Genomic DNA, 24,386 nt, shown 5'->3' with positions numbered 1-24,386 from the left:
CCTAGGCCGAAGCGCTCAGGTAGCGCAGGCGGGCGAGGCCGTCCATCGGCTGCACCCAGCCGGCGACGGACTCCCGGACGGGCAGGTTGAAGTTGGGCTGGCAGATGACCACCCACGGCACGTCGGCGGCGAGGATCTCCTGGACCCGCTTCCACAGCGCGTTGCGGGCGGCCGTGTCGACAGTGGTGTGCGACTTCTCGTAGATCTGCTCGATCTCCGGGTTGCTGTAGTTCGAGTAGTTGAGGTTGGCGCCCTTGACGAAGCTCGTCGCCAGCATGTACTCGACGTCGTCCACCCAGAGCTGCCCGGAGGTGATCTGGAGCGGGATGTTCTTCTTCGTCCGCCGCTCGCCCAGGGTGGCCGGGTCCAGCGGGGTCAGCTTGAGCCGGATGCCCGCCTTCGCCGCCTCGCCCTGCACCTGGACGGCGATCTTCTGCTGCTCCTCGTTGTCGGCCTCGAAGACCAGCTCGGAGTCGAGCGACGCCCGGCCGGCGGCGGCCATGGCGGCCTTCGCCTTCTCCAGGTCGTAGGTGAACGGGTAGCCGCTCTCGTCGTAGCCGGGCATGTCCAGCGGGACCGGGCTCTTGGCCGCGCGGGCGTCGCCGCCGTACACGTTGTTGATGATCTGCTCGTAGGGCACCGCGTACGCGAGCGCCTTGCGGATGTTCACGTCGTTGAACGGCGCGGCGGTCACCGACATCTGGATGGCGACCTGGCGGTTGCTGGCCGCCGAGATGACCTTGATGCCGGCCGCCTTCTTGAGGTCCTGGATGTCGCGCTGGCTGATGCCCAGGGCGATGTCGATGTCACCGGCCTGGAGCTGGAGCCGCTGGTTGGAGGCGGCCGGCACCACGGAGATCCGGATGGTCGGCGTCTTGGCCGGGTCCGGGCCCGGGTAGCCGGTGTTCGCGCTGAGCTCGATCTCCTGGCCCTGGGTGGCCTTGGCGACGTTGAAGTAGCCGCCGGTCGGCGGGTTCTTCGCGAACCACTCCTTGGCCCAGGGGTCGCTGCCGCTGGCGTGCTTCTTGGCCTCGACGGAGTCGAAGACGTACAGCGAGATCGCCTGGATCTGCCGGGTCAGCGCGCTCGGGAACGCCTGGTGGAACTCCACCGTGTAGTCGTCGACGACCTTGACCTGGTCCGCGCTGGTCAGGCCGATGGTGCGGTAGACGCCGGCCACGTTGGCCTGGGCGGCGAACGCGCGGTCCTTCGACCACTTCACGTCGGCGGCCTTCATCTCGTTGCCGCTGGCGAACTTGACGCCGCGACGCAGCTTGAGCGTCCACACCTTCTGCTCGGCGTCCGGCTCGAACGACTCGGCGAACGTCGGGGTGATGTTCTGGGTGTCGAGGATCTGGCTGCCGCCGGTGTTGGTGACCCCGTAGTCGATCAGGTACGGGAAGACGTTCTTGTAGAGCATCAGCGCGGTCAGGTCGAAACCGACGAAGTCCTGGTCCCAGCTCGACAGGTAGCTGGAGACGGCGATGCGCAGCGTCTTGGCGGAGGCGCCGCCGGACTTGCCGTCCGTGGACTTGCTGCCGCTGTCCGCGGCGCAGGCGCCGGTGGCGAACAGGAGCGCGACGCTGCCACCCAACTGCAGGACGCCGCGGCGGGAGAGCGCGGGCGAGGAGGCGCCCGGACGGGGTGAACGAGCCATGAGAAGCCCTCCTAGAAGCACGAGGCGAATGGCCCGAGCTGCGGACCTACCTGGTGTTCTACCGGATTAGGCACGAGTGAACAATAGGGTGAACGGTGTTCACTGAACACGCCCGCACTGTGAAATTAGAGCGCTCCCGAAGTGCGGGATGACCCCAGTGTCAGCGTTCACATGAGTTCACCGAAACGTTACGTACGACGGATCGAACGGGGCCGGAAAACGCCGATGACCCCGGGAGGGACACCCGGGGTCATCGTGCGCGCGGCGGTCCGCGCGGATCAGGGGCGGCCGGTCTCCTCGGACGCGCCGGTGATCATCGAGACGATCTCGTTGCGACTGGTCCCGGTGATGTCGCGGACGCCGACCTGGCGTCCCCGGCGCAGCACCGCGACCCGGTCGGCGATGCGGAACACCTGGTCCAGGTTGTGGCTGACGACGAGCACGGCGGCACCACGTTCCCGCAGCTTCAGGATCAGCTGCTCCACCTTGGCGGTCTCGGCCACGCCCAGCGCCGCTGTCGGTTCGTCCATCAGCACCAGGCCGCTGGCCCAGTGGGTGGCGCGGCAGATCGCCACCGCCTGCCGCTGCCCGCCGGACAGGTCCCGGATCGTCGCCTTCGCGCTGGGGATGCGCACGTCCAGCGCGTCCACCAGCTCCTGCGTCTCCCGGGCCATCCGGCGCCGGTCGAGCAGGCGCAGCGGACCGCGGGTCAGCTCCCGGCCCAGGAACATGTTCATGTAGACCGGCTGCGAGTCGGCCAGGGCCAGGTCCTGGTAGACCACCTCGACTCCCTGCCGCCGGGCGTCGGAGGCGTCCCGGAACGTCACCGGGCGCCCGTGCATCTCCAGCTCACCCTCGGTGGGCTGGTACACCCCCGAAATGATCTTCACGAGGGTGGACTTGCCGGCGCCGTTGTCGCCGACCAGCGCGGTGATCTGCCCGGCGGCCAGTTCCAGGTCGAAGCGCTCGATCGCGACCACGCCGCCGAACTGCTTGCGGATGCCGCTCAGCCGCAGCGGCGGGGCGCCCGCCCGGGTCGCGTCGTCCTTGTGGATGACAGTGCTCATCATGCCCTCCCTGCGCTGCGAGCCGCCTGGTTACCAGTGCCGGGGCCGTCGCCCGCGTCGATGTCGTCCAGCCCGATCGGCGCCGAACCGTCGGCGGCGTACACACCGGCCACGGCCGGGGCGCCCGACCGCACGCCGGTGACCCCGGCGGTCAGCGCCCGGGTGACGAACGCCTGCGGCCGGAACCCGAACAGGACCGTGTCGCCGGGTGCGACGCCCGGCGCGGCCGTCACGTCGGCCATCGCGTAGTAGTCGATCGCCTCGGGCACGGGCATCTCGACGTCGACCAGGTACGCGTCGTCGAAACCACCGCCCCGGGGCACGATCAGCGCCCGGGTGCCGCCCAGGCCGAGCACCGGATCGACGTAGAGCCCGCCGCCGAAGACGTACGCCCGCCCGTCCCACAGGTGGGACACCTCGCTGACGTAGAGCACGGCGGGCTCCTCGACCAGGTCGGTGACCGCGTGCCAGGGCGTCGTGCCGGTGAGCCCGTGACCGGGTTCGACCTGCGTCACGCCCGCCTCGGCCAGCATGGCCAGGATCGCCGCCGACGTCGTACCCGGGGCGTTGATCTCGACGTGCGACCACCCGGCGGCGCGCAACGCCACGGCGGCGGCCCGCAGGGTGCCGAGGTTCGGGGTCGGCACGACCCGCCCGGCGGCCGGATCGAACAGCTGGGTCGGGAAGCTCGTGACACCGGCGAACCGGGCGCCGTCGAGGGCGTCGAGCCGGTGGGCGACAGCGACGATCTCCTCGGCCGGCCAGCCGCCCTCGTGGCCCCGGTAGAACCGGTCGCCGGGCGCCGCGATCCGGGCGAGCAGCGCCTGCTCCCGCCCGGCCGCCGCGCTCGCGGCGGCCGCCTCCGCGGCCTTGGCGTCGTTGAAGACCGTCCAGTACGCGGGCGCGAGCGCGGCGGCGACCGCGGCCTCGTGCCGGGGGATCTGCACCAGGTGACCGAGGTGACCGATGCCGAGCCCGCCGTGCCGGTCGGCGAGCGCGCACTGGAGGTCGACGCCGACCGCCTCGGTGATGCCCGCGTCGCGGACCGTCCGGCAGAAGTCGGGGTTGCGCCCGACCTGCTTGGTCATGGCGTAGACCGACAGCCCGTGCCGGTCGGCCTCGGCCCGGATGGCGGCGGCGTTCGCCGCGACCGTGTCGAGGTCCAGCGCGTAGCAGTTGGCAGGCAGGTCACCGCTGTCGTGCAGGTTCGCGGCGGCGGCGAGCAGGCCCGGGTTGCGGCGTCGCAGCAGGTCCAGAAACATGCGGTTGCTTCCTTCCGGGTCAGCTTCGCCGCTCGCGCAGCGAGAGGGAGACGGCCACCAGGATGATCGCGCCACGCGCCATCATCTGCTGGGACACGGACAGGCCGGCCAGGATCAGGCCGTTGTTGAGCATGCCCATCAGCAGGCTGCCCAGCACCGCGCCGATGATCGAGCCCTTGCCGCCGAAGAGGCTGGTGCCACCGACGATGACGGCGGCGATGACGGACATCAGGTCGGCCTCGCCGAGGGTGTACCGGGCGCCCTGGAGGCGGCCGGCGTAGAGCAGCCCGGCGAGCGCCGCACACATCGCGCTGCCCATCAACACCATGATCTTGACGCGGATCACCTTGATGCCGCTGACCCGGGCCGCCGCCACGTTGTCGCCGATGGCGAGCGTGTGCGCGCCGTACCGGGTCTGCCGCAGCACGAGGTAGCCGACCACCGCGGCCGCCACCGACCAGAGCACCAGGCCGGGGATGCCGAGGATCTCGCCCTGGCCGAAGAAGGACAGGAACGCGTCGTTGCTGACCGGCACCGACTGCAGGCCGGTGACCTCGCGGGCCAGACCTGCCACCGCGCCCATGGTGGCGAGCGTGACCAGGAAGCTGGGCAGCCGGACGAGGGTCACGAAGACGCCGTTGACCAGGCCGACCGCCGCGCCCGCGGCGAGGCCCGCCGCCACACCGAGCAGCATGCTGTCGGTCTCGCGCATCGTCACCGCGCCGACGAGCGCGGAGAGCGCGACGACCGAGCCGATGGACAGGTCGATCTCACCGGCGGCCAGTACGAAGACCAGCCCGACCGCCATGATCGTGATCGGCGCGGTCTGGATGACGATGTTGGTGAGGTTGCTCGTGGTCAGGAAGCCGTTGCCGCCCTGGGTGATGGCGAAGAACAGGAACACGACCGCGAAGCCGATGTAGACCACGTAGTCGCGCCAGTTGATCCGGCGCCAGGCCGGGACGGCGCTGGTCTTCACCGCCGCATCGGTGTGGGTCATCTATCGTCCCTCCGCTGTCTGGAAAGAGGTGTTCCGGTGGGCCGGTGCGTCGTCGCGGACGCCGGCCTCCCGGCGGGCGACCGCGACGGCGCCGAGCAGGCCGGCCCGGTCGCCGAGCCGGCTGGTCTTGATCAACGGGGCGTCCGCGCTGAGCGCGGCGACCCAGCGCCGGACCGGTTCGACGAGTTCGGCACGGGAGCCGATGCCGCCGCCCAGGACGACCGCCTCCGGGTCCAGGACGGCGGTGACCGCGACGACCGCCAGGGCGATCAGGCGGGCCTCCTCGTCGATGGCCGCGAGGGCGTCCGGGTCACCGGCCGCGGCCCGGTCGAAGACGTCGGGCACGCTCGCCTGCTCGCCGGACACCGCGCGGTAGCGGGCGGCGAGGGCCGCGCCCGCGACCGCCTCCTCCAGCGCGCCCTTCACCTGGTTGTCCTTGTCGAACGGGTCGGTGCCCAGAGGCAGGTAGGAGATCTCCCCGGCCGCGCCGCGCGCGCCGCGGACCAGTTCGCCGTCGAGCACGATGCCCATACCGACGCCGGTGCCGACCGCCACGAACACGAAGTGCCGGTGGGTACGGCCGCTGCCCAGCCACCGCTCCCCGGCGGCGGCCATGTTGACGTCGTTGTCCAGCACGACCGGGTGGCCCAGCCGGCGGGTCAGCTCGGCCCGCACGTCGAGGGCCTCCAGGTCGGAGACGTTGGGCGACAGCTCGATGGCGCCGGTGGCCGGGTCGGGGACGCCGGGCAGGCCGATCGCGCTGGCCCGCACGTCGGACCAGTCGACGCCGGCCCGCACCGCCAGCTCGCGCAGCAGCGCGTCGATCTGCGCGGCGACCGCCGTACCGCCCCGGGGGTCGGTCGGCTGCACCTGCTCGGCCAGGACGAGGCCGTCGAGGTCGGCGAGCGCGGCCCGCAGCTTGGTGCCGCCGAGGTCGACGCCGGCGACGTAGCCGCACGGACGCGGATGCGCGGCCATCAGCCGACCGTCAGGAGCCGGGCCGGGTTGGCCGTCAGCATCTGGTCGATCGCCTCCGGCGGCACACCGAGCCGGGCGAGACCCGGCACGATCTCCCGGCCCAGGTACGAGTACCCGAGGCGGCCGTGCGTGCCCGGGTTCAGGTACGCCTCGGCGCCGGTCAGGTCCATCGAGAGCAGGATCCGGTCGGCGTACCCGTCCCGGACCAGTCCGGCGAGCATGCCCAGCCGGGCCCGGTCGGGCCGGTGGTACGCGCGCTTGGCGAACTCGCCCTCCGGCGGGTCGGCCGGCAGCGGGGCGAGTACGAAGTCCCAGAACTGCTTGCCGAGCGTGTCGAAGGCGATGTTGACGCCGGTGGCCAGTACGGCCCGCAGGTAGTCCGGGTCGGGGTTGATGTCCAGGTGGCCGATGACGACGCGGGAGAGGTCGGCCTTCTCCTCGCGCAGGATCTCGACCTGCTCCAGCGCCATCGTGCCGTGGGTGGTGTGGGTGTTCACCGCCAGGCCGGTGGCGACGTGGGCGCGGGCGGCGGCCCGCAGGCACTTCTCCTCGTGCGGGGTGATCTCGTTCAGGCCGGTGGCCTGCTCGCCGAAGATGCCGACCTTGATCCCGGTGTCCCCGACGCCGATCGTGGCGTCGGCGACGAACCGCTCCCGCATCTCGTCCACGCTCGCGGACAGCGCCCAGCCCGGGGAGTACGGCTCCAGGTAGATCGCCGACCCGGCGACCACGTGCAGGCCGGTACGCAGTGCCACCTCACGCAGCAGCGTCACGTCGTGACCGACCACCTCGTACGGGGACAGGTCCACGACCGTGCCGAAACCCAGCTCCGGCAGGCCGCTCACCGCGCCGGCGGCGAGGTCGGCGCGGTCGTCCCCGGCGCCACCGGACAGCCACGGCCCGGGCACCAGCGCGCCGAGGTGCTCGTGGCTCAGCACCCGGCCGAGCGACTCGGGAGGCACCGGCCCGAGGACTGTCTGGACGTACCCCATGTGCTTCTTCCTCTCGTCTCGCGGTGGTCGCGGTCCCGGCGGTGGGCCGGGCCGCGTCCGGCGAGGTCCGGGGCCCGTTCGGGGAGGCCCCGGACCTCGCGGCCCGGCGTCAGTTGCCGAGCACCTCGGCCGGGGGCTCCTGGCCGTAGTCGTCGCGCCAGGCGTCGGCGATGTTGTCCTTGGTGGCGGCCATCGGCGATCCGACGACCAGCTCCGGGGCCTTCTTGCCGAGCAGGCCGTACGCGGCCACGATGCCCAGGTTCTCGCCGAGGCGGGTCGAGCCGTTGGCGACGACACCGGCGACGTTGCCGCCCTTGACCATGTCGGCGGCGAGGTTCGCCTCCAGGTCGTTCGTGACGATCTTGACGTCGGTACGGCCCTGCTGCCGGGTCGCGGCGAGCACGCCCTCGGCGGCGGTGGCCCAGGCGACGTAGACGCCCTTGAGGTCGGCGTGGCGGGTCAGCATCGCGGTGGCGATGTCCTCGGTACGCGCCGGGTCGGAGAACCCGGCCTCCTCGACGATCTCGATGTCCGGGTAGAGGTAACCCAGCCAGTCCTTGAACGCCTTGTCCCGCTGGTTGGTGAACCAGAAGTCGGCGTCGTGGTAGACGTAGCCGACCTTGCCCTTGCCGCCGAGCGCCTTGCCGAGCATCTCCGCGTTGGCCTTGCCGAACGCGGTCAGGTCGGCGGTGACGATGCCGACGATCTGCTCGCCGGACTTGTAGCCCTTCGGCGGGGTGGTCATCACGACGAGCTTGACGCCGGCGTCCACGGCGGGCTTGAAGGCCGCGGCCGCCGCGGTCGGGTCGACGGCGATGGTGACGATCAGGTCGGGCTTGAGCGCCAGCACGGTCTGCACGTTGTTGGCCTGCCGTGCCGCGTCGAACTCGGCGCTGGTGCTGGCCAGCACCTTGATGCCGAGCTGGTCGAACTCCTTGCGGACGCCGGACTCCACGGCCTTGGTCAGCGCGGAGCCCTCGTGCCAGACGAAGGCGGCGGAGTACTCGCCGTCCTTGACCTTCTGCCGCTCCTCGGGGGTGAGCGAGAGCTGGTCGGCGGCGGTCGGCGTCTCGCCGCCGGGGCCGACGAACGACAGGCTGGGTTCGGTACGCGGGCCGCTCGACGCGCCGCCGCTCCCGGAGGTCTCGTTCGAGCAGGCGCCGACCATGAGCGCCAGGGCGCAGAGCGCGCCGAGGGCGGCACCACGTCTACGGCTGAGAATCATTGCTCTTCCCTTCACAGCAACGGGGTCTGGAACCGGTGATTCCGGACTGACACGGGGGTCCGATGCGACCGGCACGGCGCGTGCGGGGGCACCCGCCGCCGTCCCTGGGGGCCGGCGACCTCTATTTCCGTTCAGGGTGAAAGTATTATCGCGTTCATCACAGGGAGTCAAGAGTGCTGGTCAGAGATTCGACCCACTCCGTCCGGCGCGCCTCCACCGCGCTTCACCTCGGGTTTCGCGCTTGGGCCGGGCGGGAGCCGGAGACGGGCCGCGCCGGGGAAGTCCGCCGGGACGACATGGCCCGGGTGGTTGCTCATCCACCGGCGCAGCTTTAGCATTCGATCGGAAATAAAATCGGCGGAGGTGGGCGTGGAATCTCGGGCACCCCGGGCGGCGAACCGGTCCACGGTGCTGGCCCACGTGCTGACCCATGGTCCGGTGAGCCGTACGGCCATCGGCCAGGAGACCGACCTCTCCCCCGCCACCGTGTCGCGGATCGTGGAACAACTGCTCGACGAAGGGCTGCTGACCGAGACCGACGGCGCCCCGACCACCACCCGGGGCCGGCGGGCGACCCGGGTGGCGATCGCCGCCGGACGCGGCGTGGTCTGCGGGGTCGACGTCGGAGGCTCCAACGTCCGGCTGGTCGTCGCCGACCTCGCCGCCCGGCCGCTGACCGGCCGGACCGTGCCCACGCCCGCCGACTACGACGCGCCCCGGCTGGCCCAGTGGCTGGCCGACCTGATCGTCGCGACAGTCGGCGCCGACCGGGAACGGCTCGACTGCGTCGCGGTGGGCCTGCCCGGCGCCGTCCGGCAGGGCGACCGGGCGGTCTCCAACGCCCCGAACCTGCCCCAGGTGGAGGACCCGCTGTTCCTGCGGCTGCTGGAGAAGCACCTGGGCACCGCGGTCGAGGTGGACAACGACTCCAACTACGCGCTGCTCGGGGAGCTGCGCTTCGGCGCCGCCCGGGACGCGCAGACCGCGGTGATGCTCACCATCGGGGCGGGGCTCGGCGCCGGCGTCGCCATCGACCGCCGGCTGTTCCGGGGGCGCAGCGGCCTGGTCGGCGAGTTCGGCCACCTGCCCGCCGGTCCGCTCGGCGCACCGCTCGAACGGATCATCAGCGGCTCCGGCATCCTCGCCCGGGCCCGCGAGCTCGGCCTGTCGTTCGACAACGCGGCCGACGTGTTCCGCTCGGCCGACCCCCGCCTGGTGCCGGTCCGGCAGTACGTCGAGCAGGCGCTGCTGGTCATCCTCACCGCGGCGGTGGTCGCCTACGAACCGGAGGTGATCGTCCTCGGCGGCGGCATCTCCCACGCGCTCACACCCGACCTGGTCCGGCTGCGCGGCCGGCTGCACGAGATCGTGCCCGCCGCCGAGGCGACAGTGCACGGCGCGGAACTCGGCGACCTCTCCGGCGCGCTGGGCGCCGTGGTCGCGGCGCTGCACACCGCGTACCGGCGACTCGGGCTCGCGGAGGCCGACCTGGCCCGCGTACCCCAGCCGGACGCCCTCGCCGGCTGCGACCTGCCGGCCCTGGCCGACCACGCCTGAGCAGGCGGCGGCGCTCGCGCCGCGCGCTTCTGTGAGCGCTCACCCGGCGGCCCACCCGGCACTCCTCCGGGCCCGGCCGGTTGAACATGTTATCGATAACCTGCTATGTTCCGGCACGGGAGCGAAGGGCACGCTCCCCGTCACCCCCGCAATCGGCAAGGCGACCCGAGGCACCTTCCTCGCCGCCCCGCCGGTCGGTGACCGGTCCGGGCCGCTCCGCCGATGCACGCCGACGCAGGCGGCCACGGACGACTTCGGCCCCGGCCGCACGCGCGGCTCCGCGCCCTCTTCGCAGGCGACGTCGGCATCGACGGACGGTCCGGCCTGCACCGCCACCCAGGGCAAGGAGTCAAGCAATGGCGAAACGAACACCGCTTCTCTCATCCATCGCCGCCGCGGCCGTGCTCCTCGCGGCGGTCGCCGGCGGCGCGCTCAACGGCGGCCTCGGCGAGACGGCACAGGCGTCGACGAGCGGCACACTCGCCGCGACCGCCGGCTGCGGCAAGGCACCCACGCTGTCCAGCGGGACGCGCACCATCTCCAGCGGCGGACAGAACCGCAGCTACATCCTGCGCCTCCCGGACGGGTACGACCGCAACCGCCCGTACCGGCTGATCTTCGGGTTCCACTGGCTCAACGGCTCGGCGAACAACGTCGCCTCGGCCGGCTACTACGGCCTGCTGCCGCTGTCGAACAACAGCACGATCTTCGTCGCGCCGCAGGGCATCGACAACGGCTGGGCCAACACCAACGGCCGCGACCTGACGCTGTTCGACGACATCTCCCGGCAGATCGAGAACGACCTCTGCGTCGACACGAGCCAGCGGTTCGCGCTCGGCTGGAGCTACGGCGGGGCGATGAGCTACGCGGTGGCCTGCGCCCGGCCCACTGTCGTCCGCGCGGTCACCGTCATCTCCGGCGCCAACCTCAGCGGCTGCAACGGCGGCACCCAGCCGGTCGCCTACTTCGGCATCCACGGCATCTACGACAGCGTGCTGAACATCTCCGCGGGCCGGTCGCTGCGGGACACGTTCGTCCGCAACAACGGCTGCACCGCGCAGAGCCCGCGCGAGCCGAGCCGGGGCAGCCTCACCCACATCACCACCACGTACTCCGGCTGCCGCGAGGGCTACCCGGTGCAGTGGGCCGCGTTCGACGGCGACCACACCCCCAGCCCGGTCGACGGGTCGTCCAGCCCGAACGACTCCCGGACCTGGACGTCGGGGGAGATCTGGCGGTTCTTCAGCCAGTTCGCGTCCACCACGCCGCCGCCCACCACCGCGCCGCCGACCACCGCCCCGCCCACCACGCCTCCGCCCACCACGCCTCCGCCGACCACGCCCCCGCCGACCGGTGAGCCGGGCGCCTGCACCGCCACCTACCGGACCGTGAACACCTGGCCCGGCGGCTACCAGGCCGAGGTCACGGTGGCCAACAACGGCGCCGCCACGCTCAACGGCTGGACCGTACGCCTGACCCTGGCCTCCGGCCAGGCGATCAGCAGCCTCTGGAACGGCGTCAACACCGGCACCTCCGGCTCGGTGTCGGTCCGCAACGCGGCGTACAACGGCACGCTGGGCGCGAACGCCTCGACGACGTTCGGGTTCACCGCCACCGGGAACGGCGCCACGGCGCCCAGCGGCGTCAGCTGCACCAGCCCCTGACCGGGCCGGCCCGCCGATCCCCGCACGGGGAGCCGGGCCGAGGGGTGGCACCGCGGCCCCCGGCCCGGCACCGGCGAGAGGACCGACGCCCCGCCGGACGCCGGGATGTGCTCTAATTAACTCTGGTCGATGTTTGCGCTAACATTCACGACCCCGCAGGCCACCACCACCGGCACCCCTGGGGCCACCGCACCGCCGCTGTTAGCGTTTACACCGACGGCCATCCACAACTCGCGAGGCACCGTCCCGGACGGTCGGGCGCCCGCGCGTACCCGAGGAGCCGTCATGGTGATCCCCCGTCCCCGGCCCGTCCGATCCGGGCCATCGCGTCTCGCCGCACCCGCCCTCGCTCTCGCCCTGGCCGCCACCGGCGGCGGCCTGACGCTCGCCGCGACCCCCGCGCAGGCGGCCACCTCGATCACCGTCAACGGCGCCTCCGGCGGCCAGACGTTCGACGGGGTCGGCGCGGTCAGCGGCGGCGGCGGCAACAGCCGGCTGCTGATCGACTATCCCGAGCCGCAACGCGGGCAGATCCTGGACTACCTGTTCAAGCCCGGCCACGGCGCCGCGCTGCAGATCCTCAAGGTCGAGATGGGCGGCGACACCAACTCCACCAGCGGCTCCGAGCCGAGCCACGAGCACGTCCGGGGCGATCTCAACTGCAACCGCGGCTACCAGTGGTGGATCATGGAGCAGGCCAAGGCCCGCAACCCCGCCATCAAGCTGGCGGCACTGCCCTGGGGCGCTCCCGGGTGGATCGGCAACGGCAACTTCATGTCCCAGGACATGATCAACTACTTCGTGGACTGGCTGGGCTGCGCGCGGCAGCACAACCTGACCATGGACTACGTCACCGCCGCCCAGAACGAGAAGCGGACCGACGCGAACTGGACCATCAGCCTGCGTCAGGCGCTGAACAGCAACGGGTACGGCAACGTGAAGATCATCTACGGCGACGACTACCCGGGCAGCTGGGGCCCGGCGAACGCCGTCGCCGGCAACACCACGCTGCGCAACAGCATCGACGTGCTCAGCGGCCACTACCCGTGCGGCTACCTCAGCGCGCAGACCACCTGCACCGTCTCGTCCACCGCCACCAGCACCGGCAAGACGCTGTGGAACAGCGAGGGCGGCTCGCAGGACTACAACGACGGCGCCAAGCCGCTGGCCCGCGGCATCAACCGCGGCTACATCGACGGCCGGATGGTCGCCTACCTCAACTGGGACCTGATCGCCGCGATCACACCGAACCTGCCCTGGTCCACGGTCGGGCTGATCCTGGCCAACCAGCCCTGGTCCGGCTGGTACTCGGTCGGCAAGAACACCTGGGCGCTGGCGCACACCACCCAGTTCACCGCGCCCGGCTGGCGCTACCTCGACTCGTCCTCGGGCTACCTGGGCGGCAACCGCAACAACGGCAGCTACGTGTCGCTGCGCTCCCCCACCGGCGGCGACTACAGCACCGTCATCGAGACCATGGACGCCACATCGGCGCAGCAGCTCACCGTGAACGTCACCGGCGGGCTCTCCACCGGCCAGGTGCACGTCTGGTCCACGAACCTGAACTCGACGAACCCGAACGACTTCTTCGTCCGCGGCGCGGACATCACCCCGTCGGGCGGATCGTTCTCGCTCACCGTCCAGCCCGGGCACCTCTACACCGTCACCACGACCACCGGGCAGGGCAAGGGCACCGCCACCAGCCCGGCACAGGGCTCGCTCGGCCTGCCGTACCGCGACGACTTCGACGGCTACGCGGCCGGGCGGATACCGAAGTACCTCCAGGACATGCAGGGCGCGTTCGAGACCGTCGGCTGCGGCGGCGGCCGGGCCGGCATGTGCCTGCGGCAGATGTCCGCGCAGGCCCCGATCACCTGGAAGACGCTCGCCGACCCGGCCACCTACGGCGGGAACCTGAGCTGGGGCAACTACACCGTCTCCGCCGACGTCCTGCTCGAACAGTCCGGCTACGCCCAGATCCAGGGCCGCGTCGGCACCACGAACCTCGACCCGATCGGCCGGTACAACGGCTACTTCCTGCGGGTCACCGACTCCGGCTCGTGGTCGATCCTGCGCAACAACACCGCCGGGCAGCTCGCCACGCTGCGCAGCGGGAACGTCGCCGCGCTCGGCACCAACCGCTGGCACAGCCTCGCGCTGGGCTTCGCCGGCTCCACCATCACCGCCACCATCGACGGCACGACTGTCGGCACGGTCACCGACTCCACGTTCGGCACCGGCCAGGTCGGCTTCGGCACCAGCCAGGGCGAGACCGCCCAGTTCGACAACCTGTCGGTGGTCGCCGGCCCGGGCGGCAACCCCGGGGGTACGAGCGGCGCCCTGCTCAACCCCAACTCCAGCCGCTGCCTGGACGTGCCGAACCAGTCCCAGACCAACGGCACCCAGGTGACGTTGTGGGAGTGCAACGGCGGCGCGAACCAGCAGTGGACGGCGACCTCCGGCCGGCAGCTCCAGGTGTACGGCGGCAAGTGCCTCGACGCCGAGGGCCAGGGCACCTCGTCCGGCACCCGGGTCATCATCTGGGACTGCAACGGCGGCGCCAACCAGCAGTGGAACGTCAACACCGACGGCACGATCACCGGCGTCCAGTCCGGACTGTGCCTGAGCCCGAACGGCGGCGGGACCGGCAACGGCACCCCGATCGTCCTGTCCGCCTGCACCGGCGGCAGCAGCCAGAAGTGGAGCCGGGCGTGACGGCCCGACCTTCGCCGACCGTACCCATCCGCCGCGGCGCGGCCTACCGGGGAGACGACCTGTGACCTCAACGCTATGGAGACCCGACCGCCGGACCAGACGATGGCTCGCGCTGGCCGTGACGATGCTCGCCCTGCTGGGGCTGGCCCCGGTCATCGCCGGAGGGCTGACCCCGACCGTCGCCCGGGCGGACAACCCGATCGTGCAGACGATCTACACGGCCGACCCGGCCCCGCTGGTCCACGACGGCCGCGTCTACCTCTACACCGGCCACGACGAGGACAACTCGACCTGGTTCACCATGAAGGAGTGGCGGGTCTTCTCGTCCGACGACATGGTGAACTGGACCGACCACGGGTCGCCGCTCAGCCTCGCCACGTTCAGCTGGGCCAAGCAGGACGCGTGGGCCGGCCAGGCGGTCCAGCGCAACGGCAAGTTCTACTGGTACGTGCCGATGGTCGTCCGGGCGACCGGCCAGATGGGCATCGGGGTGGCGGTGGCGGACAGCCCCACCGGGCCGTTCCGTGACGCCATCGGGCGTCCGCTGGTGAGCAACGGCGAGATCGACCCGACGGTGTTCATCGACGACGACGGCCAGGCGTACCTGTACTGGGGCAACCCGCGACTGTGGTACGTGAAGCTGAACGCGGACATGACCTCGTACTCCGGCAGCCCCACCCAGATCCCGCTGACCACCGCGGGCTTCGGGGCGCGGACCGGTGACGCGAACCGGCCGACCCTCTACGAGGAGGGGCCGTGGGTGTACAAGCGCAACGGCCTCTACTACATGGCGTTCGCGGCCAGGTGCTGCTCGGAGTTCGTCGCCTACTCGACCGCTCCCGGGCCGCTGGGCCCGTGGACGTACCGCGGGACGATCATGCCGACCCAGGGCAGCAGCTTCACCAACCATCCCGGGATCATCGACTTCAAGGGCAACTCGTACTTCTTCTACCACAACGGCGCGTTGCCCGGCGGCGGCGGTTTCACCAGGTCGGTGGCGGTGGAGAAGTTCTCCTACGGCGCTGACGGCTCGATCCCCACGATCAACATGACCACCACCGGCGCCCCGCAGGTCGGCACCGTGAACCCGTACTCCCGGCAGGAGGCCGAGACGATGGCCTGGGGGCAGGGGGTCGAGACCGAGGCGTCCTCCCTGGGCGGGAGGAACGTCGGCTACATCGACAACGGGGACTACATCAAGGTCAAGGGCGTGGCCTTCGGCGCCGGCGCGACCAAGTTCACCGCCATGGTGGCCTCGGCCGGCAGCGGGGGGTCCATCGAGCTGCGCCTGGACAGCGTGACCGGCCCGCTGGTGGGCACCTGCCAGGTGACCCCCACCGGCGACTGGCAGACCTGGACCAACCCGAGCTGCCCGGTCAGCGGCGCCACCGGCACCCACGACCTCTACCTGCGGTTCACCGGCGGCAGCGGCTCGCTGTTCAACATCGACCACTGGTGGTTCACCTCCGGCCTCAGCGGCACCCCGCCGCCGGTCCCCCCGTCGACCCCGCCACCCTCCTCTCCCCCGCCGCCCAGCACGCCGCCGCCGACCGGCGACGCCTGCACCGCGACCTACCGCACCACCAACTCCTGGTCCGGCGGTTTCCAGGCCGAGGTGACGGTCACCGCGGGCGCCGCGGCGCTCAACGGCTGGTCGGTGCGGTGGACCCTCGCCGGTGGTCAGAGCATCAGCCAGGTCTGGAGCGGCACGCTGAGCACCAGCGGATCCACGGCGACCGTCCGCAACGCGGCGTACAACGGCTCCGTGCCCGCGTCCGGCTCGACCACGTTCGGCTTCATCGCCGACGGCTCACCGTCCACCCCGTCCCTGACCTGCACCAGCCCGTGAGAGGAGCGTTCATGCGTACCGGAGCGAGGAGATGGCTCACCGCGGGCGCCGCGCTGGCGCTGCTGGCCGCCGGCGTGCTGACGCCCGCCGGCCCGGCCGGCGCGGAGTCCAACGGCGGCACCCGGGTGATGCCGCTCGGTGACTCCATCACCGAGGGCACCCAGGTGCCGGGCGGTTACCGGATCGGCCTGTGGCAGCGGCTGGCCGGCGGCGGCTACCGGGTCGACCTGGTCGGCTCGCAGTTCAACGGGCCGGGCAACCTCGGCGACCACGACCACGAGGGCCACCCCGGCTGGCGCATCGACCAGATCGACGCCAACATCACCGGCTGGCTGAACGCCTACCAGCCGCGCACCGTGCTGCTGCACATCGGCACCAACGACATCCTGCAGAACTACAACGTCTCGACCGCGCCGAACCGGCTCTCCTCGCTCATCGACCGCATCACCACCACGGCGCCGAACGCGGACGTGTTCGTCGCGCAGATCATCCCGCTCGCCAACTCCGGCCAGGCGGCGGCGGTGCGCACGTTCAACGCCGCGCTGCCCGGCATCGTGCAGTCGAAGGTGAACGCCGGCAAGCGGGTCCACCTGGTCGACCAGCACTCGGCGCTGACCACCGCCGACCTGATCGACGGCATCCACCCGACCGCCACCGGCTACGACAAGATGGCAGCGGTCTGGTACCGCGCGTTGCAGTCGGTGTCCGGCAGCATCGGCACCCCCGGCAGCGGCGGCGGCACGTACCAGAACGTGCAGCTCGTCGGCGCCGGCTCGGGCCGGTGCCTGGACGTGCCGAACGGCAGCACCACGAACGGCACCGCGGTGCAGCTGTACGACTGCTGGGGCGGCACCATGCAGCGCTGGACCTACACCTCGGCCAAGCAGTTGTAGGTGCTTGGCAACAAGTGCCTCGACGCGAGTGGGCGGGGCACCGCGAACGGCACCAGCGTGATCATCTGGGACTGCAACGGCCAGCCCAACCAGCAGTGGAACCTCAACGCCAACGGCACGATCAGCGGCGTCCAGTCCGGGCGCTGCCTGGACGCGGCCGGCTACGGCACCGCCAACGGGACCAGGATCAACCTCTGGGACTGCCACGGCGGCACCAACCAGCAGTGGAGCGCACGCGCCTGACCGGCGTGCGACGGGCTCCCCGGCGGGCGCCGCCGGGGAGCCCGTCCGGGCGGCGCCGTCCGCATGACCAGCGGCGGACCCGGCGGGTACGTAGAGTGAGAGCTATGTCGAAGCCGCCGCTGCCCGAGCCCGCCGTCGCCATGCTGCGCAAGCCGAACCCGGCCGTCATCGCCACGCTGCGCGACGGCCAGCCGGTGTCCGCGGCCACCTGGTACCTGTGGGAGGACGGCCGCGTCCTGGTGAACATGGACGAGGGCCGCCGCCGGCTGGCGCACCTGCGCAGCGATCCCCGGGTCTCCCTGACCGTGCTGGACGAGGAGAACTGGTACACCCACGTCAGCCTCATCGGGCGCGTCGCCGAGTTGCGCGACGACGACGGCCTGGCGGACATCGACCGGATCTCGCAGCACTACACCGGGCGCCCCTACCCCCGGCGGGACCGCGCCCGGGTCAGCGCCTGGATCGAGATCGAGCGCTGGCACGGGTGGGGCGCGCACAAGGACAGCAGCCAGACCGGCTGACGCCGCCCCCACGATGTCCGACCCATGCGGAAGAGTGTCGGGCATGAGTGAGCCGTACGACCCGAAGGCAACGCTGCACCACTACCTGCGCGCGATCCGGGAGAATCTGATCTGGAAGCTCGACGGGCTGAGCGAACGTGAGGCCCGGCTTCCCCGCACCGCGACCGGCAACAACTTCCTGGGCCTGCTCAAGCACTGCCTGAACGTCGAGGCCGGCTACTTCGGGACCACGTTCGGCCGCGAGTTCCCCACCCCCGGGGAACTGGTTCCGGACGACGCGTTCGACGGCGACCCGCAGGCGGACTGGTACGCCCGGGCCGACGAGACAAAGGACGGGCTGATCGACCTGTACCGCCGCGTCGGGGCGTTCGCGGACGAGACGATCGAGACGCTGCCGCTGGACGCGCCGGGGCGGGTGCCGTGGTGGCAGCCGGGCCGGCAGGACGTGACACTGCACCATGTCATCGTGCACGTCTGCGTCGACCTGGCCCGGCACGCCGGGCACGCCGACGTCATGCGCGAGCAGCACGACGCGGCGATCGGGCTGGGGCGGGACAACCGGAACGTTCCCGAGGGCTACGACTGGCCGGCGTACGTCAGTAAGCTGTCGGCGCTCGCCGACCGGTTCGAGTAGCCGGCCTTCCGGTATGCCGGCCGGAAGTTTCAACCACATTTCGGACAGCGGATCGACAGGACCAGCAGCATCGTGAAGCATCTATCCCATGAAAATCCGGCCCGCCGTCGCCCCGCCGGCCGCTGAGGACACCGGTCCCGCGCGGCCTCCCGCCGAGCCGCCCTCGGACGACCGCCCCTCCGACGGGCGTTCCCCGGACGGCAGACGCCGGTGGCGGCCGAACCCGGAGTGGACGCTGGCGATCCTGGGCAGCCTGCTGCTGGCGGTGGTGCTGACCTGGCCGACGATGCGGCACCCGGCGACCACGATCCCCGGCGACCTCGGCGACCCGACGTTGCAGGCGTGGCAGGTCGCCTGGTCGGGGCACGCCCTGCTCAGCGACCCGGCCAACCTCTGGAACTCGAACACGTTCTACCCGGAGCGCTACACCTACGCCTACAGCGACACGCTGCTCGGGTACGCCCCGTTCGGGATGCTCGGCTCCGGCTTCGAGGCCGCTGTGATCCGCTACAACGTGCTCTACGTGCTGCTGCACGCGCTGGCGTTCCTCGGGGCGTACGCGCTGGCCCGGCAGCTCGGCGCCAACCGCTGGGGCGGTGCGGTCGCCGGGATCGCGTGGGCGTACGCGCCCTGGCGGCTGGCGCACTCCGGCCACCTGAACATCCTGTCCAGCGGCGGGATCGCGCTGGCGCTGGCGATGCTGGCGCGCGGCCACGGCTGGTCGCTGCGTCACGGATACCGGCCGGAGCGCCGCCGGCCCGGCTGGGCGGTGGCCGGGTGGCTCGTCGCGGCCTGGCAGGTGACGCTCGGCTTCGGCATCGGGCTGCCGCTCGTCTACTTCCTGCTGGCCGCCGTGCTGGTGGCGGCCGGCTGCTACGGCTGGTCCTGGTGGCGCAAGCGGGAGCGCCCCCCGTTCGGCCGGCGGCTGCTCGTCGCGGACCTGGCCGGCGGCGCCGTGTTCGGCACCGTGACGCTGCTGCTCGGTCTGGTCTACCTGCGCGTGGTCGACCTCAACCCGCAGGCCGTCCGCTCGCTGGACTGGACCAAGATGTTCTCCCCGCCGCTGATCGGGTTCGTCACCGCGCCGGGCGACTCGTGGCTGTGGGGGGAAAGGCACGCCGCCGCCCGCGAGCAGCTGTCCTGGCCGCCGGAGATGGCGCTGCTACCCGGCATGACGCTGATCGGGCTGGCCGCGGCGGGGCTGTTCGTCTCGGCGTTCCCGGTGCGGCACCGGATCGCGCTGGGGCTCGGCGTGGCCGGCACCGTGCTGCTGGGCCTGGGCGCCACGCTCGGCGGGGACGGCGACCCCGGCTACCTGACGTTGTCCAACCTCCTGCCGGGCTGGGACGCGTTGCGTACCCCGGGCCGGATGATGCACTGGACCAGCCTGCTGCTCGCCGTGCTGGCGGCCGGGCTGGTGACGGCGCTGGCCGAGTCGTGGCGCCGGCCCGCGGCCGCACGCGTGTCCCGGGCCGCGGCGGCGCTGGTCCTGCTGGTGCCGCTCGCCCTGGTCACGCTGGAGGGCGTCAACCGCACGCCGCACCCGACCGTGCCGACGCCACCGGCCGCGATGCGGACCGCGCCGGAACCGATGCTGGTGCTGCCCGCCGGCGGGGTGGGCGATCTGAACTACATGCTGTGGTCCACCGACGGGTTCCCCCGGATCACCAACGGGCTCGGCGGCTTCGAGCCGGTCACCCAGGCCCAGACGCGGGTCGCCGTGGCGACGTTCCCCGACGCGGGCAGCGTGGCCTACCTGCGCGGGATCGGCGTGCGGTCGGTCGTCGCGGTGCCGAGCCGCGCGGCGGGGACGCCGTGGGAGGGCATCGAGAACCGGCCGGTCGACGGGCTGGGCATCACCCGGGAGGATGTCGATGGCACGCTTGTCTACCGCCTCTGACGGCGTGGGCGCCGGATGCGTGTGTCCGGGCCGGGCGGGGTGAGCACCGTGCGGTTGTCGGTGGTGGTGCCCTGCTTCAACGAGGAAGCGTCGGTGGAGCGGCTGCACGAGATGCTCAGCGCCGCGCTCGCCGAGCTGACCGACGTGGACGTCGAGGTGGTGTACGTCGACGACGGCAGCGAGGACGGCACGCTGGCGGCGCTGCGCCGGCTCGCCGCGGCCGACCCGGCCGTCTGCTACACGTCGCTGAGCCGCAACTTCGGCAAGGAGGCGGCCATGCTCGCCGGCCTGCGCCGGGCCACCGGTGACGCGGTCGTCATCATGGACGCCGACCTGCAACACCCGCCGCGGCTGCTGCCCGAGATGGTGATGCTCTACCGCCAGGGGTTCGACCAGGTGATCGCCCGCCGGGACCGCCGCGGTGACCGGTTCATCCGGATGGTCGCCTCGCGCTCCTTCTACCGCCTGGTCAACTGGTGGATAGACGTCCGCCTGCTCGACGGCGCCGGTGACTTCCGGCTGCTGTCCCGGCTCGCGGTGAACGCGATCCTGGCGATGCCGGAGTACAACCGCTTCTCCAAGGGCCTGTTCTCCTGGATCGGCTTCCGCACCGCGGTGGTGGCGCACCGCAACGAGACCCGGCAGGCCGGGCAGAGCCGCTGGACGTTCGGCAAGCTGTTCAACTACGCGTTCGACGGCCTGCTGTCGTTCAACAACCGGCCGCTGCGCCTGGCCATCTACGGCGGACTTTTCCTCACGCTCATCGCGGTGGGCTACATGGCCTGGGTGGTCGCCGACGCCGTGGAGAAGGGCATCGACGTGCCCGGCTACACCACCATCATCGTCAGCGTGATCGGGCTCGGCGGCATCCAGATGATGATTCTCGGGGTGATCGGCGAGTACATCGGCCGGATCTACTACGAGACGAAGCGCCGTCCGCACTATCTGGTGCAGGAGACCGAACGCGTCGTCGACACCCCCGGCCGGGCGTCCCGGATTCCGGAGCAGCGTACGGCCACCGGCGAATCGATGGCCGGCGAAACCGGCTGAGCGACCCCGATCGGTGGGCGCCGATAGGCGCAGAATCGTTCTCTTTTCGCAGGTGGCGGGCGGTTGCTATGGTCGCCCGCGACGCCGGAGACCGGCGCCGAGGAAAGGGTTGCGATGGGGCTGATGGACAAGCTCCGGGGCGAACTCATCGACATCATCGAGTGGCTGGACGACAGCCGCGACACGATGGTCTGGCGATTCCCCCGGTATCAGAACGAGATCAAGATGGGCGCCAAACTGGTCGTCCGGGAGTCCCAGACGGCGGTGTTCGTCAACGAGGGGAAGATCGCCGACGTCTTCGAACCCGGGACGTACACGCTGGAGACCCGCAACCTGCCGATCCTGTCCACGCTGAAGGGCTGGAAGTACGGCTTCAACTCGCCGTTCAAGGCCGAGGTGTACTTCGTCAACACCCGGCAGTTCACCGACATGAAGTGGGGCACCCAGAACCCGGTCATCCTGCGCGACGCCGAGTTCGGCGTCGTCCGGGTACGGGCGTTCGGCGCCTTCGCGGCCCGCGTGGTGGACGCGTCGCGGCTGCTGCGGGAACTGGTCGGCACCGATCCGCAGTTCCGCACCGAGGAGGTGCAGGAATACCTGCGGCAGCTCATGGTGGGACGCCTGGGCGGCGCGCTCGCCACGGCCGGCGTGCCGCTGCTGGACCTCGCCGCGCACCAGGACGCGATCGGCCGGCGGCTGGCCGCCGTGCTGACCGAGGAACTGGCCGAGGTCGGAATCGCGATCCCCAAGTTCGTCATCGAGAACGTGTCGGTGCCGCCGGAGGTCGAGCAGGCGCTGGACAAGCGGACCAGCATGGGCGCGGTCGGCGACCTGGACCGGTACACCCGTTTCCAGGCCGCGAACGCGATGGAGGCCGCGGCGAACAACCCGGGTGGCGAGGCGGGCGCGGGCATCGGCCTGGGGCTGGGCATGGCGATGGGCCAGCAGATGGCCCGCTCGATGGGCGGAGGCGCGGCCACGCAGCCGCCGCAGCCCGCCGCCACGCAGCCGGCCGCCACCGAGCCGCCGCCGCTGCCGGACCAGGCCCAGTGGTACGTCGGCGTCGGCGGCCAGCGGCAGGGCCCGTACGACCTCGGCGCGCTGGCCGAGCAGGCGAACGCGGGCGCGCTCGGGGCGGACACGCTCGTCTGGCGTACCGGGATGGCGCAGTGGCAGCCCGCCGGGCAGGTGCCCGAGCTGGCGTCGGTGCTCGCCAGCGTCCCGCCGCCGCTGCCGCCGCAATGAGCGACACGGCTGTCTCGCCGCCCTCCTACCAGTGCGGGGGGTGCGGCGCCCGGGTCGAGTTCGCGCCCGGCACGACCGCGCTGAGCTGCCCGTACTGCGGGCACCGGCAGGAGATCGCCGGCGCCGGCCGGGAGGTGCGTGAGCACGCGTACGCGGAACTGGCGTCGCTGCCCCGCAAGCCGGTGGCGAGCGTCGGGGCGCACACGTTCGTCTGCCCGGGCTGCGGCGCCCGGACGGAGAGCGACGCGCTGGCGCAGCGCTGCCAGTTCTGCGCGGCTCCCCTGGTGGCCGACGCCGGGGCGGGTGAGCTGATCGCGCCGGAGGCGGTGCTGCCGTTCGCCGTCGACCGCAACGGTGTGCGGACGGCCCTGGGCCAGTGGTGCCGCAGCCGCTGGTTCGCGCCCGGGAGCCTGAAGAAGATCAGCGAGGCGGAGACGCTCAAGGGTACGTACCTGCCGCACTGGACGTTCGACGCGCGGACCGTGTCGGACTACCAGGGTCAGCGGGGCGAGCACTACTACGTCACCGAGACGTACACGGTGACAGTCGACGGCAGGCAGGAGACGAGGACCCGGCAGGTGCGGCACACCCGGTGGCATCCGGCCGCCGGCACCGTACGCCGGGACTTCGACGACGTGCTGGTGCCGGCCACCACCCACCTGCCCACCGAGCAGTTGGACAAGCTGGCGCCGTGGCCGCTGACCGAGGCGGCCGCGTACCACGGCGACTACCTGGCCGGATACCAGGCGCTGCGGTACGACACCGAGCCCGAGGCGGGCCTGACCGAGGCGAAGGCGCGGATGGCGCCGGTCATCGAGGGCGACTGCCGGTCGGACATCGGCGGTGACGAGCAGCGGGTGTCCGCCGTGGACACCACGTACTCCGACGTGTCGTACAAGCTGGTCCTGCTGCCGGTGTGGATCGCCGCGTACCTGCACGCGGGCCGGTCGTACCAGGTTCTGGTGAACGCGCGGACCGGTGAGGTCATCGGCGAGCGTCCGTACAGCACGGCGAAGATCGTGGCGGCGGTGCTGGCCGCGCTGGCGCTCGTCGCGCTCGTGGTGGCGTACGCGATGAGCCGCTGACGCGCACGGGCCACCGGTGTGCCGCACCGGTGGCCCGTGCGCATCGCGCGAGGTGACTGCCCGAGCGGCCGATGTGCCGCCGCGCGGGTCCACAGCAGAGTGAGGGCATCACCACCATCGGCCTGGCGGCGACGGAGGGAGGCCCCGATGGACTCACTGCGGAAGACCTCGCTGGTCGCGGGCGGCGCCTATCTGCTCACCTTCGTCTCGATCCCCACCGTGGCCCTGTACGCCCCGGTCCGCGAGTCGGACTACGTCCTCGGCACCACCTCGCAGGCTCCGGTCGTCCTCGGCGGCGTCCTGGAGATGATCGTCGCGCTCGCCTGCATCGGCACCTCCGTCGCGCTGTACCCGGTGCTCACGCGCCACGGTCCGGCCCGGGCGCTGGGCTTCGTCGGCGCCCGGGTACTCGAAGCCGCAGGCATCCTCGTCGGCGTCGCGAGCATCCTGACGCTCGTCGCGCTGCGGCAGTCCGACGCCGGGCCGGACGCGCTCGTCACCGGCCGCGCGCTCGTCGCGTTCTACGACTCGGTCTTCCTGCTCAGCCAGGGCTACCTGCCCGCCGTGAACGCGCTGCTGCTGGGCACCCTGCTCTACCAGTCCCGCCTCGTGCCGCGCGTGCTGCCGGTGCTCGGGCTCGTCGGCGCGCCACTGCTCGTCGCCTCCGACCTCGGCACCCTGTTCGGCGCCTGGGACCGGCTGTCAGCGGTGGCGGCGGTCGCCGCGCTCCCCATCGCGGTGTGGGAGTTCTCGCTCGGCGTCTACCTGGTCGTCAAGGGCTTCCGGCCTTCCCCCGTGACGGACGGCGCGGTCGAGCCCCGTCCGGTCCAGGACGCCGCCGTCTGAGCC

The 24,386-nt window shown here is 71.8% G+C and carries 18 protein-coding genes and 1 pseudogene; 12 read left to right on the top strand and 7 right to left on the bottom strand.

Annotated features, from left to right (window positions below; all coding sequences use genetic code 11):
• Position 1 precedes the first annotated feature (1 nt).
• From MICAU_RS09850 to MICAU_RS09820, 7 genes are all read right to left on the bottom strand, one after another.
• Positions 2-1,657 carry an ABC transporter substrate-binding protein gene (locus MICAU_RS09850; RefSeq protein ID WP_013285148.1) on the bottom strand — a complete coding sequence of 552 codons (1,656 nt, stop codon included), beginning with the start codon at positions 1,655-1,657 and terminating at the stop codon, positions 2-4.
• Positions 1,658-1,935: 278 nt separating this feature from the next.
• A complete protein-coding gene (locus tag MICAU_RS09845; RefSeq protein ID WP_013285147.1) occupies positions 1,936-2,724 on the bottom strand; it encodes an ATP-binding cassette domain-containing protein in 789 nt (262 codons plus the stop codon).
• Complete coding sequence (locus tag MICAU_RS09840; RefSeq protein WP_013285146.1) at positions 2,724-3,986, bottom strand: alanine racemase; 1,263 nt, start codon at positions 3,984-3,986, stop codon at positions 2,724-2,726. The genes MICAU_RS09845 and MICAU_RS09840 overlap by 1 nt, the downstream gene beginning before the upstream one ends.
• 19 nt (positions 3,987-4,005) lie before the next feature.
• The gene (locus MICAU_RS09835) at positions 4,006-4,986 is read right to left on the bottom strand and encodes an ABC transporter permease (protein ID WP_013285145.1); all 981 of its coding nucleotides are present in this window, start codon (positions 4,984-4,986) and stop codon (positions 4,006-4,008) included.
• Entirely contained in the window at positions 4,987-5,964 is a 978-nt protein-coding gene (locus tag MICAU_RS09830) for an ROK family protein (RefSeq protein ID WP_013285144.1), read from the bottom strand. It lies immediately after the preceding gene.
• Positions 5,964-6,956 (bottom strand): phosphotriesterase family protein, encoded by a 993-nt coding sequence (locus MICAU_RS09825; RefSeq protein WP_013285143.1) that lies wholly within the window; start codon positions 6,954-6,956, stop codon positions 5,964-5,966. The genes MICAU_RS09830 and MICAU_RS09825 overlap by 1 nt, the downstream gene beginning before the upstream one ends.
• A gap of 109 nt (positions 6,957-7,065) precedes the next feature.
• The gene (locus MICAU_RS09820) at positions 7,066-8,181 is read right to left on the bottom strand and encodes a substrate-binding domain-containing protein (RefSeq protein WP_013285142.1); all 1,116 of its coding nucleotides are present in this window, start codon (positions 8,179-8,181) and stop codon (positions 7,066-7,068) included.
• Between the two features lie 369 nt (positions 8,182-8,550).
• On the opposite strand from MICAU_RS09820, the gene MICAU_RS09815 reads away from it, so the two are divergent.
• The 12 genes and pseudogenes from MICAU_RS09815 (at position 8,551) to MICAU_RS09760 (ending at position 24,383) form a co-directional block, all read left to right on the top strand.
• On the top strand, positions 8,551-9,738 hold the full coding sequence (locus MICAU_RS09815) for an ROK family transcriptional regulator (protein ID WP_013285141.1): 1,188 nt from the start codon (positions 8,551-8,553) through the stop codon (positions 9,736-9,738).
• 356 nt (positions 9,739-10,094) lie between these two features.
• Positions 10,095-11,402, top strand: a complete 1,308-nt coding sequence (locus MICAU_RS09810) for a cellulose binding domain-containing protein (protein WP_013285140.1) — start codon at positions 10,095-10,097, stop codon at positions 11,400-11,402.
• 285 nt (positions 11,403-11,687) lie between these two features.
• Positions 11,688-14,117 (top strand): ricin-type beta-trefoil lectin domain protein, encoded by a 2,430-nt coding sequence (locus MICAU_RS09805; protein ID WP_013285139.1) that lies wholly within the window; start codon positions 11,688-11,690, stop codon positions 14,115-14,117.
• Between the two features lie 124 nt (positions 14,118-14,241).
• Positions 14,242-15,966 carry a family 43 glycosylhydrolase gene (locus MICAU_RS09800; RefSeq protein ID WP_013285138.1) on the top strand — a complete coding sequence of 575 codons (1,725 nt, stop codon included), beginning with the start codon at positions 14,242-14,244 and terminating at the stop codon, positions 15,964-15,966.
• A gap of 11 nt (positions 15,967-15,977) precedes the next feature.
• Positions 15,978-17,102: pseudogene (locus tag MICAU_RS09795) on the top strand (RICIN domain-containing protein).
• A gap of 104 nt (positions 17,103-17,206) precedes the next feature.
• Positions 17,207-17,623: a PPOX class F420-dependent oxidoreductase gene (locus tag MICAU_RS09790; RefSeq protein ID WP_013285135.1), complete on the top strand. Its 417-nt coding sequence runs from the start codon at positions 17,207-17,209 to the stop codon at positions 17,621-17,623.
• Between the two features lie 43 nt (positions 17,624-17,666).
• Positions 17,667-18,257 carry a DinB family protein gene (locus tag MICAU_RS09785; RefSeq protein WP_013285134.1) on the top strand — a complete coding sequence of 197 codons (591 nt, stop codon included), beginning with the start codon at positions 17,667-17,669 and terminating at the stop codon, positions 18,255-18,257.
• A gap of 88 nt (positions 18,258-18,345) precedes the next feature.
• A complete protein-coding gene (locus tag MICAU_RS09780) occupies positions 18,346-20,157 on the top strand; it encodes a hypothetical protein (protein WP_013285133.1) in 1,812 nt (603 codons plus the stop codon).
• Positions 20,158-20,172: 15 nt separating this feature from the next.
• On the top strand, positions 20,173-21,207 hold the full coding sequence (locus MICAU_RS09775) for a glycosyltransferase family 2 protein (protein ID WP_013285132.1): 1,035 nt from the start codon (positions 20,173-20,175) through the stop codon (positions 21,205-21,207).
• A gap of 114 nt (positions 21,208-21,321) precedes the next feature.
• Entirely contained in the window at positions 21,322-22,452 is a 1,131-nt protein-coding gene (locus MICAU_RS09770) for an SPFH domain-containing protein (protein WP_013285131.1), read from the top strand.
• Entirely contained in the window at positions 22,449-23,537 is a 1,089-nt protein-coding gene (locus tag MICAU_RS09765; RefSeq protein WP_013285130.1) for a TFIIB-type zinc ribbon-containing protein, read from the top strand. Before MICAU_RS09770 ends, MICAU_RS09765 begins: the two co-directional genes overlap by 4 nt.
• 147 nt (positions 23,538-23,684) lie before the next feature.
• Positions 23,685-24,383 carry a DUF4386 domain-containing protein gene (locus MICAU_RS09760; RefSeq protein WP_013285129.1) on the top strand — a complete coding sequence of 233 codons (699 nt, stop codon included), beginning with the start codon at positions 23,685-23,687 and terminating at the stop codon, positions 24,381-24,383.
• Positions 24,384-24,386: the final 3 nt, after the last annotated feature.

It is taken from the genome of Micromonospora aurantiaca ATCC 27029 (assembly GCF_000145235.1).
GTDB lineage: Bacteria > Actinomycetota > Actinomycetes > Mycobacteriales > Micromonosporaceae > Micromonospora > Micromonospora aurantiaca.
Note: the sequence above shows the minus strand (reverse complement) of the source record. Positions and strands in the feature narration are given on the sequence as shown.